The following is a 17,764-nucleotide window of genomic DNA, read 5'->3' as shown; positions in this document are numbered from 1 at the left end:
ATCACTCATGAAGGTATGTTTTTAAGAAAATTAAGCAATTAGAGGAAAAAACAAAGAATAATTAAATTGACTATAGATTTTTTTGTTAAATATGTATAATACGTTACGTGTTGCATATACTGATTCTAAGATATTTTGTAGATATAGTATTAAGCTGTAATATGTCTCTTTGTTTTTTATGGAAAATCTCTATGGTGTAATTTATGGATTCTGCAATTACTTAAAAAATTAATATGTTTTATTTCATTAGTTGTTATATCTCTTATTTTTTATTGAAAAGTTTTTTCTTCATCAGGATTATTGAAATTTGTTTTCAAGTAAAGTGTTTCAAATAATTCTGGATTAAATGTAAGAATTTATGAGTGAAGTTTATCTGATTATAAATTGGATTTATTGAAAGTTATTGTCTTTAAGCGGAGATCAATTGCTGCAAAATGAATAGTTTTTAGCATAATCTTTGTTTTATTAATAAAACGATATGGATCTTAATAGAGTCTCTTATAGAGGGTTTAGATCTTTAGATTCTTTCACTGTTCTGTGCTTTAAAATGAGTAGATGTAAATTTTCAATTCATATCCTGCTTTGTGTGGTTTTTTATAGGACAAGGATAATGCGAAGAATATCAAAAGAAGGGCTTGCACTGATTAAGCAATGGGAGGGCTTACGTTTAAAGGCCTATGAAGATTCTGGTGGAATATGGACAATTGGTTATGGACATACAAGTGCGGCTGGTGCCCCAAGTGTCTATAAAGACATGCAAATTACAGAAAAAGAAGCTGAAAAAATCCTTTGTCAGGACTTAAGAGAGTGTGAAGCCGCTATTGAAAAAGCTGTTGCCGTTCCTTTAAGTGATGAGCAATTCGCAGCTTTAGTATCATTTTCCTACAATGTAGGAATAACAGCGTTTTGCAAATCTACACTTTTAAAAAAACTCAATAATGGTGAATATGAAGCGGTACCGACTGAATTGCAAAAATGGACAAGAGTAGGAGGAAAACGTATCCAAGGTCTTGTCAATCGTCGAGCAGCCGAAGCAGGATTATGGGCGAAAGGTGCTCATGTTGCCCCTAATTATCATGTAGTAGAACCAGAAGGTGTGACAGGTATTTGCAAAATAGAAGCTCTTGCACCAATCATAGGCTCTTTTTCAGGGCTTGGGGGACTTTTTGCAGGAAATGGGCCTGTCCAATGGGCCTTAGCAGGCATTATGGTCTTAGCTGCTTGTATAGCTATGGTGTATATTGCTAAACGTTTTCAGGAACATCGACTATGATCTTATGGATAAAAAAATATCTGACGACGACGTCAGCAATCATAGCAGCTTTTTTTATAGCTTTAGTGAAAGCCTTTTTGCTTGGTAAAAGAGTTGAGAAGCAGAAACAAACAAAGGAAGCTTTTAATATAGCGAAAACACGGCTTGAGGTAGAAAATGAAATTAACAAGAAAAGTGATGCTGATGTGCGCGATAAGCTTTCTAACTGGTTGCGCGACAAATGAACGAACCTCTTGTATTGGATGGCTGCCAATTTATTTGAATCGACAAGACATCAATGTCATTAGTCCCAATTTGGCAAGAGATATTCTAAAACATAACGAACAAGGTGAGCGTTTATGTGGGTGGAAACATACACGAAAGGTGAAATGATAAAAATGAAATTCCTCTGAAAAATTAATCAATGAAAAATTTGAAAGAGGTGAGTACATTCAAATTAAAAGCAGAAGCACTTAAAGGGTGAAAGCACTTTGATGGTCTCTTAATTTAATTGGAGTGGCTTAATTTAATTGAAGTGACAAGCGGAGGTAGCTTGAAACAAAAGGATTCAACTGGTTATATTCGCGTAAAATGATTGAGTATATCAATATATTCTAGGGTATCTCTGTTATCTTATCAAAAAAAGAGAAGAAAAGATGTTATTGATCACCCTGTGATTGCCATTCAAAGATCTGATGATATGAAAAGTTGTCTTCAGCCAAAACAATATCTAGAGATCTGTCCATGCTTTAAGAAAACCAATCCACAAAGCTGTACACGAATATTGGTTTTTTATGCGATTTGTAAATAACGTTTGTAAATAACGTAATTTCAGTTTTTTACCGTCATACTCTTGAAGATAGACTAAATCCTTATCTACTTTTTATACTAAAAGGGTGCAAAACATTGCAGATAATATTGGCTGTTAATTTTTCTATAGCTAAGCCTCCTATCCATCAAATGACATGCAACTCCAATGGAGAAAACCAACGCCCATTTTTCCCTTCATTTTTTAACTCAGCTTTTTTTACTTTCAAAAGCCACCTGCACAATTTCTTGAAGATATTGCTTTCCTGCTTTAAGATAATCTTTTTTCGAAAGACAATAGGATCATTGCCTTCTTTGAGAATATCACCATAATTCTTTCAAGCTCTTGTAATTCTTTTAAAAAAAGTCTTGTGTATAGAATCAAGCCCCATTTCACAGCGCTTGTTGTGATGTGTATAATGAAACAACCAAAAGCGTATATTGTCTTTTCGAATATTCAACCATCCCCTTGCCCCATCACAATATCCCCCTTGAGGGAGATATGCTTTTGCGAATGCTGATGATGAATCTATGAAGCCTCCTTACCTAATTCACCTTCTCGTCCACCTTTTCACGCATTGCCTGTTCACTTTTTTGGGTCCGCTCTTCAGACTTCCTTTAATTTTTGATATAGGATTTTTTCTATAATTCTTATTTTTTACTGAATTATAAAAAGATATGTAGTAATGCGTCCTTGCGCATCTTTATACACTTTGCTTCTCATTTCTAAAGCCCTTTCTGCGAACATGTTGCAGCATTTTTTATATTTAATATATATTTTTTAGATTTATTCGTAACTTGCTAGAAAAGTTTCTATATTTTGATAGAAAATCTTGTATCAGTTCACTTTTTTCAAAAGATTATGAAAGGATTCTCAACAAACCTTCAAAATTAAAAAAAACTTTAATGCACATTGTTTCTTTGTTTTAGAAATCAAGATTAGTGATGCTCCATTCCTTAACAATAATTGCATTATTTGAAGAGCAGTCTGTATAAAATTGTATAACCTTTCTTATGAAGTTAACTGAAAGTTTTTCGAACTTCTAGCATATTGTTTAAAGACAAAAAGCATCCTCCTTTTATTTGTGCAAAACCCGTGTCATCATCTGATCATTCTCCCGCTTACACAAATTCTTTCCGTAATAGCCTTCAACACCATAATAAGGTGAGTCAAAATAAAACAATGTGTTTGAACATTCATAACGCACAATAAAATCAGCTCCGCTTAAATGTTCAATGCAAATACCTGCTAAAAGGTAGTCAATAAGTTTTAACACGCCTTCAAATTGGAAAGGATTAAACCCGCGCGCTACAACGGGATTCAACTCTCATCGTACGAAATTGGCTACCGTCCCGCTAATAATCACTGTCAATATAAAACCTTGAGACCTATTCTAAATCCGTGAGAGTTTCTGGATCTTGCTTTATTAAGCGTTGCCCCCCCATGGCGTCTCATATGAAAGGTTAACAGTTTTCATAAAAGAATGATCGTGGCATTGTAACATTTTCCCAAAAAATTACGACATCACTTGAGAAATTCTTGCTGATTTTAACGAATAGAATGAATTTCTTTCTAAAGAAAATATACCCACGTCGACAAAAGGCTTTGTGTACGCGCGATGAGAAATCCTCTCAATAATTTTAATGATTATTTTTGTCAAATTCTTTATCACCAATATCGGTGGCTGATATGAGGCTACGAGATTCGTAAAATTATAATTTTTATCGTAAAATATATCCAATTATTTTTTATGTTCTCTCATCTATCATAGCCATCTTGTCACAGCTCCAAGCGATAATAAAATGGCTGCGATATTAAATTTTGTATCAAAAAGGCTACTCGTAAACTACCTCTTTTGGTTAGCTAATAAACCATCTTCTATTTAAAAGAGAAAAAATTTTTCATTCAGCGATAAAGTAAATATTATCTATCCAATTACTTACGAGTCATAATTCAATCAAACGAAAATTGCAATTTTTTCTACTCTCAGTAATCCTGTGCTCATTTATATAGTTTTAAGAAAGCGCGTTGGTTAAAAAATATTCATAATAATGCTTTATTTAAGGAATGCTTTAAAAATCGGTATTTATAAAGCTTCTATCATAGAAGGACAAGGAATTGATTTATAATGGTAATTCGCTGTTTTGCATATTGAATGAGAGTCCCTAATATCGTAAGATTTTCTTATTCTAACCCCTCTCAGATTGAATCAATTCATATCACTTGCTTGCACGTCATAAGCGGGGCTGGTGTGTGGGTAAAATTTATACAAGAAAGGACCCCAAATGGCTCTTATGAACGCTCTCAAGTGCCAAGATCTGTCGCAACTCCCACGAGCTGGCAAATATAATGATGGTGCTGGCTTGCTACTTCATAATCGTAAAGATGGTGGTGCTATATTATTTCATGGGGGCTTTATCGTTATACCCTTCATGGGCGACACCGTGAAATGGGATTGGGTGCCTTAAGACATGTTTCTTAAAAAAAAGCACGTAAATTGGCAAGTGGGTGGCGTTCTGTTTTACATGAAGGGCGTGACCCCATAAAAGGGAAAAGATACTCTCTGTATTTGCTACTGGTGAAACTGTTCATATTTGTCTTGATATTTCTGAAAGGCTCAAAAATAGAAATTATACAAAAAGTTACAGATGTGCTAATAATTTGATCTTTAGATAATATACAGCGCTAAAGTTATGAAAATTCCATAGAACTGTGATTATTTTTTAAGAGAATAATATCAATGAAAACTTAGAGATGCAATTGCTAGATTGCTTATGGAATAAAACATTCCATACCAATTTATATCATTAGCAGTACCAAATAACCACATCTGCAATAGAAACAAAATAGATATTTTGGTAAATTATGGTGTCAATCGAGAAAGTGTAAATAGCATTAGCATACTATACAAAAAATATTCAACTGCCTCCTAATATGCTCGCGAGTTCAAAACTATCATAAATCATTGAGAGGACAAGAAAACAATGGCTGATAAGCACATTAAATCACGTTGTCTCGCTTTCTAATGAATGCGTTTTATTTAAAAGATACTATACTGTATTTTTCATTGTTTTAAAATACATTCCATAAAAAACAATACCATATACATATAATATAATTATTCATTAATATTAGAAATAATAATATTTATATTATACATATCTATCTACTTTTTTATTATAAATTTATATATTATTAATAACACATATTGACTTTTTAAATAAAATTATTTATATACTATATGAATTTAATTGTGTATTAAAACAATACATAATTAATATATTATATTTTTATAAACAGGAGAGGAAAAATGCTCACAGCATTATTTATATCTATTTTTTCTATATCAACAGTTGTTATGCCTTTACTCGCAGCGCTTGTTCCTTTTTATCCTTAGAATAAGCTTTTAAAAAAGTGAATAAAAGATGCAGCAATGTCATTTTTGCTTTTTCTGCTTTGATTGTTATTAAGATTTTTTCTTTACTATTATTATAGTTATTGGGTACTTCTTGTCATTTTATGGAGAAGAGTTTTGACTTTTTTCTTTAACGTTAACCGTCAACTTAGCTGTAAAATATACAATTATGCTCTTCTATAAAAAAGATTTTTTTCTAAAAGCAGTATAAAACATAACTTTCATTGTTTAAAGGCATCTGTATTCACTAAACTTTCACATGTAATCTCTTTGAGTGTCTGAGCACCAGTCAGTGTCATAGCGACCCGCATTTCATTGGCAAAAAGATCAAGCAGGTGAGCAACACCTTTCTCACCTGCTGCTGCAAGTGCATAAACAAAAGCACGACCAATCATAACGGCATCCGCACCTTGTGCGATCATGCGTACAACATCAAGTCCAGAACGCACACCAGAATCCGCTAAAATAACCAAATCATTCTTTACAGCCTCGGCAATTGCTGGTAATGCCCGCGCCGTTGATAAGACACCATCGAGTTGGCGTCCGCCATGATTAGAAACAACGATACCATCAGCACCAAATTGTACTGCTTCTCGCGCATCTTCTGGATCAAGAATACCTTTCAGAATCATTTTTCCCTTCCAGAAATCCCGAATCCATTGTAGATCATGCCAACCAATTGATGGATCAAAATTTGCCCCAAGCCAACCAACATAATCATCCAATGCAATCTTCTTTTCGAGATAAGTGGAAACATTTCCAAGATCATGGGGGCGCCCCATAATACCCACATTCCAAGCCCAATGTGGATGCGTAAAAGCTTGTAAAAAACGGCGTAATCCAGCATAAGGGCCAGACATCCCCGAATGCGCATCACGATAACGGGCACCAGGAATTGGCATATCAACGGTAAAAACCAGTGTGCGAACCCCAGATGCCCAAGCCCGCTCTAATGCATCACGCATGAAACCACGATCTTTGAGAACGTAAAGCTGAAACCAAAATCCTCCCCCAACCGCTTCCTGCACTTCTGCAATGGGACAAACTGAAACAGAAGATAGAGTAAAAGGAATCCCTTTTGCTGTTGCGGCATGCGCCGCTTGTACTTCACCACGACGTGCATACATGCCCGTGAGCCCAACAGGTGCAAGAACAATCGGTAAATCAAGTCGCTGCTCAAAAAGCTTGATTGAAAGATCAACACCACCAACTTGCCTTAAAATCCTTTGACGCAGTGCAAGTGCTTGAAGATCGCTACAATTACGTCGCAATGTTTCTTCAGCATAAGCCCCACCATCAATATAGTGAAAAAGGAAAGGGGGAAGCCGACGTTTTGCTGCCTTCCGATAATCAAATGTTGAAGCAATAATCATTGATGGCACCATTGTTCCTAAATGAAAAGGGAAAATACCCTAAAACGCATAAGAGCTCCCTGTATCTCCTATTTGATATCCTCACAAAATGCTCCATTGAATAAATAGAGATAACAGGGATTGCAACTTTCTAAAAAAACTAATTGATAAAAACAATGTCTTCTTTCTCTTTTCCAAATATAAAAATATACAGTATGGAGCAGTATCCATAACGTATCCACTCACACATTGTTCATGGCAATTGAAATTATTATATTCTATTTTAAATGAATACATATTCGAAAGCGATTGCTCCACCAATTAAGTTAATTGCAATTTAAAGACATCTCTTCCTCCAAAGAATCCTTACATTATCATTTATAAGAATATAGAGTCTCTTGTCATTGAGCATAACCCATAATCTCCTCCCAAAGAGAGAAAAAAACTTTAATTAATACTGGAAACAAAGCTGTCACGTATGTCCAGAAATATTCTCATATGGTAATATTCAAAAATGAGATATTTTACTTATTCGTGAGAGTTCATAAAAATATACAATATCTCATTCACATAGAGCATAAAAAAATTTTTTAATGTTCATTATCATAGAAATTATTCACCTTTAGTTGAATAATTTTCTGGCGGTATTATATCCCGAGGCTATAAATGGGTTGCTAAAATTAAAACACTCTTCATTAAAAAAATTGTTATTAAAATGTAGTGAATAGCAACACCCAGTCTTACACGTTTTTTTGAAAAACAAATAAGCTATTGTTATATCCAATTTCAGTAAGCTGTTGATTTATTATTATAATACATATGCATGACATATTGAATAAGAATTAAATACAATAAAAATCTTTCATTTCAGCTCTTTTCACGATGAAACAATTGAAACTATTCTTTTTCTCATCATAAACAGAACTCGTATGAATAAAAACTCTTAAAAAAAAGTAAAAATGCCTCTCATATCCTCAAAATTCAAGGGCTGCCATAACTTTTAAAACTGAAAATAGAGTGCATGGTGCCGATTTTGTGAAGAACAAATTTCTTACTTAAAAGATATTTTCTCCATACATTTTAGCAAAATTCGTCGTTTTCAGCTCATTTAAAATGCTTGGATAACTTTAAACCCTGTGCTTGATAATGTGACCCAATATCATGTCCATAAAGGGCTGATGGTCGATTAAGCATATGCTCATAGACCAAACGGCCAATAATTTGACCATGCTCTAAGATAAAAGGAACTTCATGGCTCCGCACTTCTAAAACCGCTCTTGCCCCTTTACCACTCGCTTCCATATGCCCAAATCCTGGATCAAAAAAGCCTGCATAATGCACCCTAAACTCACCAACTAAAGGATCAAAAGGTGTCATTTCTGCAGCATAAAGTGGAGGCACATGAACAAACTCTCGTGAAACTAAAATATAAAACTCATCAGGATCAAGAACCAGCTCCCTTTGTCCACGATCAAAAAGAGGTTCCCAAAAATCTAAAACGTGAGCAACAGCACGTTTATCAATATCAATAACACTTGTATGATGTTTCCCACGATAACCTATAAGCCTGTTTTCATCTCCTTTTAAATTAATGGAAAGCCCAATACCACCAGCGCTAATATTAGGAAGATCATCCGATATCAGCGTTTCTTTCCTTTGCAAAGCATGCAGTTCAATTTCATTTAAATAACTTTGCCCTTTTCTAAATCGAAGCTGTGATAAATGCGAGCCTGTACGCACCAAAATTGGAAATGTTCGTGGGCTAATTTCCAGATAAAGGGGACCATGATAACCAGCACAAATTTTATCAAACTCTTGAGCATTGTCCGTAATAACTCGTGTAAAAATATCTAATCGTCCCGTAGAGCTTTTTGGATTGGCAATAGCAGATAAAAATTCTGGTAAGGACAAATTTTCTAAAAGTGGAACTATATAAACACAGCCCGTTTCCAAAACAGCCCCATCTCGTAAATCAAACTCATGTAACTTTAACCGTTCAAGTTTATCCAAAACTTTTGTATCAAGACCCGGCATAAAGGAAGCACGGATACGATAAGCTTTTTCCCCTAAACGAAGATCAAGGCTTGCGGGTTGTATTTGAGATCTATCAAATGGATATTGAGCTTTCAGAAAGTTATTATCAATCAAAGCTTGTATATCACTATCTGCTAAAATACCGCTTATACGCGCCATATATGTTGCCTTCCCTTTTTACACTGTTTCTTTTTTGACCTAGATGATAAATTGGTGCAAGCTATTTTAGGATGATAAAAATTATTTTTTCTATTTTTTTCAAGTAATCTGTTAATATTTCGAATAATGAAGAACATTTAGTATAATACGCTCTCGAAAAAATAAGAAATGTTTAGAAATAAGATCTCTCATACCTTCTCATTCTTGAATGTTGCACAAATAATGTTATCATAATTTCCTATAACCCCCTTAAGAACCCTGTTAGAATTTATGATGATTATACGCCATCTTAGCGAAAATATTATTAATCAAATCGCCGCTGGTGAAGTGATTGAACGGCCAGCAAATGTTGTCAAAGAACTTGTTGAAAATGCTATTGATGCTGGTGCAACGCGCATTGAAATTATTACAGCGAATGGTGGAAAAAATTTTATAAAGGTAAGTGATAATGGTTGTGGGATTCCGGCAGATCAGTTAACTTTAGCCGTTTCTCGCCATTGTACCTCAAAGATCACCGATGATGTACACAATATCTGCTTCCTTGGGTTTAGAGGAGAAGCTCTCCCTTCTATTGGTTCTGTTGCTAAACTCAAACTCATTTCACGAACAAAAGAGGCTGAGAATGCTGCTGAAATTTCCGTAACTGCAGGAAAAATTGTAGGTCCCAAGCCCGCTGCTGCAAATTTGGGAACAATTGTTGAAGTTCGTGACCTTTTCTTTGTCACACCAGCACGATTAAAATTTATGAAAACTGATCGGGCTGAAACAAATGCTATTAGTGATATGATTAAACGAATTGCTATTGCATTTCCACATATCCGCTTTTCTCTTTCAGGACTAGACAGAACATCTATGGAACTGTCTGCGACAGAAAATAATACGCAAGGACAATTACAACGTATTACCCAAATTATGGGAAAAGAATTCGCCCCTAACAGCATTGCATTGGATGCTGAACGCGAATCCGTACGCTTAACGGGGTTTGCTTGTTTGCCATCTTTCAACCGAAATAACAGCCTTCATCAATTTGCTTATGTTAATGGGCGTCCTGTGCGTGATAAATTTCTATGGGGTGCAATCCGAGGCGCTTATGCTGATGTCATGACACGGGATCGTTATCCTGTCGCTATTCTTTTTATTGATCTTCCCCCTGCTGAAGTCGATGTTAATGTTCACCCCGCCAAAGCTGATGTACGATTCCGTGATCCGGGCTTAATTCGTGGTTTAATCGTTGGAGCAATTCGTGAAGCATTGCAGCAATCTGGTATTCGCCCTACTTCAACCCGTTCTGAAGCAATGCTTGCTGCATTTCAAACACAAAAACCATTGACACAACAATCTTTGGGTAATTTTAAAAATGCTCACCAATCCTCTTCTTACAGCCCGCAGTCTCATCATTTTGCCACCGCTTCAATGGTTCACAAACCGTTGGATAGTACCAACTCTTTTGGTTTGAAAGAAAATGCCACGCCTATTATGGAAGGCTTAAATACACCAAGCGGAGATGCATACATTCCAAGCACTATACCTTCATCAGAAGAGTTATCTTATCCTCTAGGTGCGGCCAGAGCACAAATTCATAAAAACTATATTATCGCCCAAACTCAAGATAGTTTGATCATTGTCGATCAGCATGCTGCACACGAACGATTGGTTTATGAAGCACTCAAAAATGCACTTTATGCCAAACCACTTCCTTCACAATTATTACTCATTCCTGAAATTGTAGAACTCTCTGAAGAGGATGCAACATGCCTTTTAACACACAAAGATGCTTTGCAAAAATTTGGATTAGGAATAGAACCATTTGGACCTGGTGCAATTCTTGTACGCGAAACGCCTTCCATGTTAGGAAAGATCAACGTACAAGCCCTTATTAAAGATCTCGCCGATGAAGCTGCTGAGTACGATACAACAAACAATTTAAAAGCAATGCTTGATTATGTTGCAGCAACGATGGCTTGTCACGGCTCCATACGATCAGGACGTCTTTTACGCCCCGAAGAAATGAACAGACTGTTACGACAAATGGAGGCAATACCCAATACAAGTACATGTAATCATGGCCGCCCTACTTATATTGAACTCAAATTAGCAGATATAGAACGGCTTTTTGGCAGAAAATAAACGCTTAATCCTTTTAACAAGAAAAATATTTTTAAATTAATTCTGGACTGTATAATATATCTTATGGCATTTTCTTGAGTAATAATGTCAAGTAAAAAGGAAATGTAGAAAATGTTTTCTCATGATGAACGCGAAGCAAAAGTTCGTTATTCTAATAACGGATATGATATTGTAGAATATGGAACCTATATCGTTTGTGCTGTTAGCGGACAAAAAATCCCTATAGATGATTTAAAATATTGGAATCATCACCGCCAAGAAGCCTATGCTAGTTGTGAAATCTCCTATCATCGCGAACTTGAATGCAATCCATATCTCAAGCAATTGTTAAAAACACAAGAAGAATAGCCCCTTAAAAGCTATAAATTTAGCCTTTGCCTTTCGCACAAGAAAATTCACAGGAACGTTTTCTAAAGCGGGTTATAACCTCCTCAAGAAGCATACGGCAGAAATCTTTTTGAACAAAATCGACATCCACATCAAAAACAATAAGATTTTTCAAATCTTTTCGCTCATGAATTGTCTGTATACGAATATAATCTTTAGCTGTTGTTGCTAACCATAAATTGTACATTTGAGCCTTTTGTACAAGGCTTGTTAAATTTTTATCGGTAAAAAAATAGTGATCTGGATAGGTATAAGTTTGCACCACATGACCAGACAATTCTTTAATGGATTGAAAAAATTTGTCTGGATTGCCAATACCCGCAAATGCCAAAAATGATTTTCCTGCAACCTCATCAGAGGCCCTTGCCTTAAGATGAGCACGATGCAAAGGCTTTCCAGTACGCGCAATAAGAAAAGAAACATTATCACGCGCATCTGAGTGACCAATCAATAAAACACTATCCATAAAAGAAAATTGCGTTTTTAATGGTACACGCAAAGGTCCTGCTGGAAAGACAGCTCCATTGCCAAAACCACGCATCGCATCAACAACAAGTAACGTATAATCCATATAAAGTCGGCGGCTTTGAAAGCCATCATCCATTAGAATAAGATTACATCCCTCTTTTTTCAGCCGTTGTGCTGCTGCATAACGATTAGCCGATACAGCAACAAAAGCATGCTGTGCCAGTAAAAGAGCCTCATCTCCAACATCGCGCGCGGTGTCATATTTTTCATTTACAAGATGCACTCCTTTAACTGCTCCACCATAACCCCGTGATACAACACCAGGGACAAAACCAAGTTCTTTCGCCACTTTGGCAAAAGCAATAACAACCGGCGTTTTACCCGTACCACCACATGTAAAATTCCCAATACATAAAACCGGAAGATCAATTACGGGGGGCTGTCTTCCCATAAAACGACATGAAAAATAGCCATACCCCCATGAAATTGGAGCTAATAAAAAACGTAAAAAGCTTTTATTTTTCCACCAAAAATGAGGGGCACTAATATGCATATCCACCCTGACGCTGATGTAAACCTGTTTGTATGACAAGGGGTTGTAAAAACGGGTCTAAAATCTTTAACGTGCGCTCAAGTGCTCCTGCCATATCTGTTGCAACCTCATGGGCCTTATCAACCATTTCTTGTCGCCGTGTTTCATTGGTTAAAAGTTTATACACCTGAATCGCAAGCTGTTTTGTATCTTGAACCATACATGCTGCATCACGCATTAAAAATTGTTCGAACATCTCTTGAAAATTTGAAACATGAGGCCCCGTTAAAATAGCGGAGCCGAGTAAAGCCAATTCTAATGGATTATGTCCTCCCTTTCCACATAACGACTTACCAACGAAAGAAACTTTGGATAAACGAAGAAAAAGTCCCATTTCTCCAATCGTATCGCCCCATAAAATGTCGGTATTCATATCTGGAAGAGTATTTCTACTTCTCCGAATAAAACGTAAACTCTGATTGTCACATTTTTTGATAAGATCTTCTAAACGTTCAGGATGTCGAGGCACAATAATTGTTAATAAATCTGGCAAATAATTTTTAACAATCTTATGAACCTCAAAAGCAATCTCCTCTTCCCCTTCATGCGTTGAAACAGCGGCCCAAACTGGGCGGTTGCCGATAGCATTACGATAACGTGCAAGCAATGCTTGATCTTCAACCAAAAAAACATCAGCCTTGAGATTACCAGAAAACGTTACAGATTTTACGCCAAGTGTATGATAATAAATAACATCTCTTTCGTTTTGACTAATCGCCAAATCAATATCCTTAAAAATATGTTTAGCAAGAACGTGCTGTTTTTTCCAAGCTTTAAAAGAACGTTCAGACATATGAGCATTAACCAAAATCTGTGGAATATCCATTTTAGCAAGTTCTTTAATACGAAGAGGCCAAATTTCCGATTCACAAATCAAAACGAGATCAGGCTTCCAACGACGAATAAAACGCCGCACAACAAAATCTAAATCCAAAGGAGCATATTGATGAATTAACCGATGACCAAAATGTTTTTTCACAAGAGAGGAAGAGGTCACAGTCCCGGTTGTCAATAACACATTGATTTTTAATGATAAAATATGATTTATAAGAGGAACAAGCGCAAGTGTTTCTCCAACACTTGCTGCATGCAACCAAACTAACGAACCTTGGGGACGTCGAAGGGAGCTTTTACCTAAACGCTCTTTTTTGCGACACCACTCTTCTTTTCCACGGATAGCACGAAAAAACAAGTAAAAAGGGATAACAGGATATAAGAAAAAGCCAATCATCCGATAGGTTAAAAGAGCCGCATGTGCCTTTAATTCTACCATTTAAAATCACCTCATTAGCTGTTTTGAGATATCTATAGGCTTATTTTGTTAAGAAATTTATCAATACTATTGGTTGCATCCAGATTTTTTTAATACCATCCGTATCTTGGATAAAGAATATTTCTCCCATGGGAAAATTGAAGGCACTAAAGAAAAAGAAATATAATTTTATCCCTATCTTTTTAAACTTTCCTATAAAAATAGCATAGATACAATAGAATAATAGAAATAGATCATTGACTATACAATGCCTCTGTTACAGCTTTCTCTACTATTTCATATGCAATATCCAAATTCATAGCCATATTTTTTCAGATTTAAAGGTATTTCAAATGTTAATAATACTGAATTTTTTATGAACGTGATATGCTAGACATTATTCCATTCCAATCACAATCACGTTACGCTCACACTGTTTTGTAAACTCCATATTTATTTTGCACAACTAAGAAAAATAGAGGAACAACTTCCTCACTTTGAGAAAAAAGAAAATTCCAATACAATACTCCTTATGAAAAAAAACGATAATAATAAATGAATTACAAGTTCCTTCGTGCCTTTGCAATTGTCATCTAAATTTATCTTATAAATAAAAGAGCATCCCCCATTGCTTTCACAACAAACACTTGCGCAAACCACCTGTCGCTAGTAAATGCTCCTTATTTTACCAAAGGTGCTTAAAAATATACCGTCTTTTTGAACTTTTTTACTCACTCTGACATAAAATTCAAAAACTTAATCACACTATATTCGCATAATGAGGCAATATATTGATGTATAATTATTTCCCATTGCGTAACTTGCCCTTGAATAGCATAAAACTTTCTTATGTTGAAACAATCAAAACTTTTTGCTTACGCACAACTGGTGGATAGGAGATATATAAAAAAATACTGAAAAAAGGAGTAAAAATGCCTCTTATGCTCTATCTCAAGTGCTAAATTTTATCCTCATACTTTGGGCTAGCAAAGTGCATAATAATGTAAGCCTGCATTTTTATTAATATTTTAAGTGCAAATATGATGATGCAATAATGGATTGTACCTTGCGCGAACACCATTATGAAATGAATTGGATACCTTGAGAAATATTTTCTTAAGAAAGTCTATGAATTTACAACAACAATAGCATTTTGTTCTATGGCGTTCTATTCTTTAAAAGAACACGCTTATGAGAGAGCACGATAAACAAGCGTGAGGTAGCGGATATAATGACCAAATATTCAAGCTTCACTCTGCATCATCTGTTTCAGCATCAAGAAATTGATGCAAATCTACGATGTAATAACGTTGTAATGCATTATCTACACTGCTTTGTGCTTTTGCCTGCCATGCTTCTTGAGCGGATTGATAATTTGAAAAAATACCAACCACATCTAAATCATCAGGATTCTTAAATTGATTGCTCTTAAGATTTTTTAACTCACCACCAAATACAAGATGTAAATATTGTTTTTTTTCGTTGGTTTCAGTCATATGTGTCTCCATATCCTCAGATAATTCTAGCACGCTTTTATGTGATTAAACTAACTTTGCTTGATGAACAATATCAATCATATCTTGACAGCAATTATTTTTACCAGCAATTAAAAGTCCATATCGATAAGGTTCAGTTCCGTAAGATAGTAAAGGGGCATCAAGCGATAAAAAGCACCCTCCACACTCCTGCAAAATAAGATCAGCCGCGGCAATATCCCATTCATGACAATTCGGACGAACTAATACGATATCGATCTCATCTTGAGCAACAAGAACAAGACGATAAGCAAGAGAAGGAAGATAATGGTAAAGACTGATGCGATTGCGAAAATCATCTGGTAATTTTTGTGCGAGCGATTTATCAAGCGAGATTTTATATTTTCGATGAACCTGAAAGGCTAAACGAGGAAGTTTTATCCCATTTAATGTTGCCCCTCCACCCGTGACCGCTGCATAAACATCTCCTTGAGCCGGACACTGTAAAACGCCCACAATAGGGCGCCCATTCTCAATAATGGCAACCGAAATACACCAATAAGGACTGCCAGAAAGAAAACCTCGTGTTCCATCAATAGGATCAACCACAAAGGAGCGTTTATAATCTCGTTGTTCTCGATTATCTTTTGTTTCTTCTGAAATCCATCCATAGTTTGGACGTGCTCCAAGAAGCTTTTCTTTCAAAAAATGATCAACAGCAAAATCTGCCTCACTAACCGGTGAATTCCCCTCTTTCATCCAAACATCCAACGTGCCTCCAAAATACCGCATTGCTAAATCTCCTGCCTCTCGACAAACGTTACGCAAAAGATTTAAATCAGAAGAATGATGCGTGTTATGTTCCTGCAAGTGTCATCCCTTCAATTAATAATGTTGGAGCCGCTGTCCCATAACGCCGATCAATATCATTGGCAGGTGTTAAATGTGCTAACATATGAAGCAAATCAGAACCTAGCGTTACTTCACTCACAGGATAAGAAATTTCACCATTTTCAATCCAAAAACCCGAAGCACCCCGACTATATTGACCCGTAATAAAATCAATGCCATGGCCGAATAATTCTGTTACATAAAATCCACTTCGTAAATTTTTTATCATATCGCAAGGCGATATTAAACCCGGTTCAATAGCAAAATTTGTACTTGTCGGCTGCACCAATGACCCCGAACGCACACCACGTCCATTTGTTTTAAGCCCCAATTCACGTGCTGTAGATGACGAAAGAAACCAATTTTTTAAAATACCATTTTCAATAATATTGAGTGGTTGCCCCTCTACCCCTTCTCCATCAAAAGGATGAGAAGCATTTCCGCGTAATCGCAAAGGGTGATCGGTTACATTAACATCCGGCTTCATCACTGCCTTGCCTAAGAGATTCTGTAAAAGACTCGTTTTACGAACCACAGAAGCTCCATTGACCATCGATGCGATATGCCCTGCAATCCCGCGAGCCGTACGCGGATTAAAAATAACATCGACATCCCCTGTCGCTGCACGAACTGCCCCCAAACGTCGAACTGCACCAAGCCCTGCATTCTTTCCCACAGTTTCTGCAGCCTCTAAATCAGAAAAATGTAAGGCTGTTGTATAATCATAATCCCGCTCCATCTGTGTCCCTTCCCCCGCAAGAGCACTGCAAGAACGTGAAAAGCAACTGGAGCGATAGGCTCCACAAAAACCATCGCTGGTCACAAGAATAAACCCACTACGGCCATAAGCTGTTGCAGCACCGCCAGAATTGCTTACGCCTTTAACTTCAAGAGCTGCTGCTTCTGTTTTTAAAGCATCTTCTGTTAAAAAATGGCTGCTTGGTACAAAATCATCAAAAAGATCAAGATCTTTAGGATGCTTAACCAAACACTCTTTATCTGCCAACCCCTCAAATAAACTATCGGGAGAAGCTTTAGCCATTGCAACAGCACGTTCTGCGAGTTCTTGTGGATAAGACGCTAAATTAGCAGAAACACTTGCTACTTTCTTTCCAACAAAAACCCTTAGAGTAAAATCACTGCTCTCAGCTGCTTCTGTCGATTCGACTTTCCCAAAGCGAACAGATACACTGGTGGAATGTGTATGAACAATAACAGCATCAGCAGCATCCGCCCCAGAACGCCTTGCTGCTTCAACCAACGAAACCGCTTTCTCAATCTGGTTCTTGTCAGTCATTATAGACTCCCTAAAATATTTTATTATTTATATTGATAAGCACTCTGACAAATTTATACAAATCAGAATATAACTCTTATCTGTTTATTCATAGGATTACGTATATCTCATGCATTCTTTTTCTTTTAATGCACCAAGTTACTTCCCTTTTAACTTCTTTATGAAAAAACGCAATATGTCGTAAAATCTCTTTAGTTTCAAGGTTTCTCATGAGCTCTTATCATTTTAAAAGCCAAATCTGCAACTCACAATCAG

At 36.1% G+C, this 17,764-nt stretch carries 12 protein-coding genes and 2 pseudogenes; 6 read left to right on the top strand and 8 right to left on the bottom strand.

Annotated features, from left to right (window positions below):
* Nucleotides 1-610: 610 nt before the first annotated feature.
* The 3 genes from BTR_RS01465 to BTR_RS13805 are packed head-to-tail and all read left to right on the top strand — an operon-like array spanning nt 611 to nt 1,645.
* On the top strand, nt 611-1,273 hold the full coding sequence (locus tag BTR_RS01465) for a lysozyme (protein WP_012230743.1): 663 nt from the start codon (nt 611-613) through the stop codon (nt 1,271-1,273).
* The gene (locus BTR_RS01460; protein WP_038473233.1) at nt 1,270-1,497 is read left to right on the top strand and encodes a hypothetical protein; all 228 of its coding nucleotides are present in this window, start codon (nt 1,270-1,272) and stop codon (nt 1,495-1,497) included. The genes BTR_RS01465 and BTR_RS01460 overlap by 4 nt, the downstream gene beginning before the upstream one ends.
* Entirely contained in the window at nt 1,430-1,645 is a 216-nt protein-coding gene (locus BTR_RS13805; RefSeq protein ID WP_012230742.1) for a hypothetical protein, read from the top strand. Before BTR_RS01460 ends, BTR_RS13805 begins: the two co-directional genes overlap by 68 nt.
* A 500-nt stretch (nt 1,646-2,145) precedes the next feature.
* On the opposite strand, the pseudogene BTR_RS13800 reads toward BTR_RS13805, so the two are convergent.
* A pseudogene (locus BTR_RS13800) lies at nt 2,146-2,556 on the bottom strand (integrase); the annotation flags it as partial.
* A gap of 1,789 nt (nt 2,557-4,345) precedes the next feature.
* Here BTR_RS13800 and BTR_RS01450 point away from each other — a divergent pair.
* Nucleotides 4,346-4,608, top strand: a pseudogene (locus BTR_RS01450) (Arm DNA-binding domain-containing protein); the annotation flags it as partial.
* Nucleotides 4,609-5,696: 1,088 nt separating this feature from the next.
* Here BTR_RS01450 and lldD read toward each other — a convergent pair.
* Nucleotides 5,697-6,848, bottom strand: coding sequence for an FMN-dependent L-lactate dehydrogenase LldD (lldD, locus tag BTR_RS01445; protein ID WP_012230738.1), 1,152 nt, complete (start codon nt 6,846-6,848; stop codon nt 5,697-5,699).
* A gap of 1,083 nt (nt 6,849-7,931) precedes the next feature.
* On the bottom strand, nt 7,932-9,020 hold the full coding sequence (locus BTR_RS01440) for a 2'-deoxycytidine 5'-triphosphate deaminase (protein ID WP_012230737.1): 1,089 nt from the start codon (nt 9,018-9,020) through the stop codon (nt 7,932-7,934).
* A gap of 273 nt (nt 9,021-9,293) precedes the next feature.
* On the opposite strand from BTR_RS01440, the gene mutL reads away from it, so the two are divergent.
* Both mutL and BTR_RS01430 read left to right on the top strand, forming a co-directional pair.
* Nucleotides 9,294-11,147 carry a DNA mismatch repair endonuclease MutL gene (mutL, locus tag BTR_RS01435; RefSeq protein ID WP_012230736.1) on the top strand — a complete coding sequence of 618 codons (1,854 nt, stop codon included), beginning with the start codon at nt 9,294-9,296 and terminating at the stop codon, nt 11,145-11,147.
* 111 nt (nt 11,148-11,258) lie between these two features.
* Entirely contained in the window at nt 11,259-11,495 is a 237-nt protein-coding gene (locus BTR_RS01430; protein WP_012230735.1) for a DUF2093 domain-containing protein, read from the top strand.
* 19 nt (nt 11,496-11,514) lie between these two features.
* Here BTR_RS01430 and lpxK read toward each other — a convergent pair whose 3' ends face one another.
* The 5 genes from lpxK to BTR_RS01405 all read right to left on the bottom strand — a co-directional run bounded on the left by lpxK (nt 11,515) and on the right by BTR_RS01405 (nt 17,509).
* On the bottom strand, nt 11,515-12,555 hold the full coding sequence (gene lpxK / locus BTR_RS01425) for a tetraacyldisaccharide 4'-kinase (RefSeq protein WP_012230734.1): 1,041 nt from the start codon (nt 12,553-12,555) through the stop codon (nt 11,515-11,517).
* Complete coding sequence (gene waaA / locus BTR_RS01420; protein WP_012230731.1) at nt 12,545-13,867, bottom strand: lipid IV(A) 3-deoxy-D-manno-octulosonic acid transferase; 1,323 nt, start codon at nt 13,865-13,867, stop codon at nt 12,545-12,547. The genes lpxK and waaA overlap by 11 nt, the downstream gene beginning before the upstream one ends.
* 1,229 nt (nt 13,868-15,096) lie before the next feature.
* Nucleotides 15,097-15,342 (bottom strand): DUF4170 domain-containing protein, encoded by a 246-nt coding sequence (locus tag BTR_RS01415; RefSeq protein WP_012230730.1) that lies wholly within the window; start codon nt 15,340-15,342, stop codon nt 15,097-15,099.
* Nucleotides 15,343-15,387: 45 nt separating this feature from the next.
* Nucleotides 15,388-16,191 (bottom strand): 3'(2'),5'-bisphosphate nucleotidase CysQ, encoded by an 804-nt coding sequence (locus BTR_RS01410; RefSeq protein WP_038473230.1) that lies wholly within the window; start codon nt 16,189-16,191, stop codon nt 15,388-15,390.
* On the bottom strand, nt 16,178-17,509 hold the full coding sequence (locus BTR_RS01405; protein WP_012230726.1) for a TldD/PmbA family protein: 1,332 nt from the start codon (nt 17,507-17,509) through the stop codon (nt 16,178-16,180). Before BTR_RS01405 ends, BTR_RS01410 begins: the two co-directional genes overlap by 14 nt.
* Nucleotides 17,510-17,764 lie beyond the last annotated feature (255 nt).

The organism is Bartonella tribocorum CIP 105476, assembly GCF_000196435.1.
Taxonomy (GTDB): domain Bacteria; phylum Pseudomonadota; class Alphaproteobacteria; order Rhizobiales; family Rhizobiaceae; genus Bartonella; species Bartonella tribocorum.
This window is presented reverse-complemented; position numbering and strand designations above follow the sequence as displayed.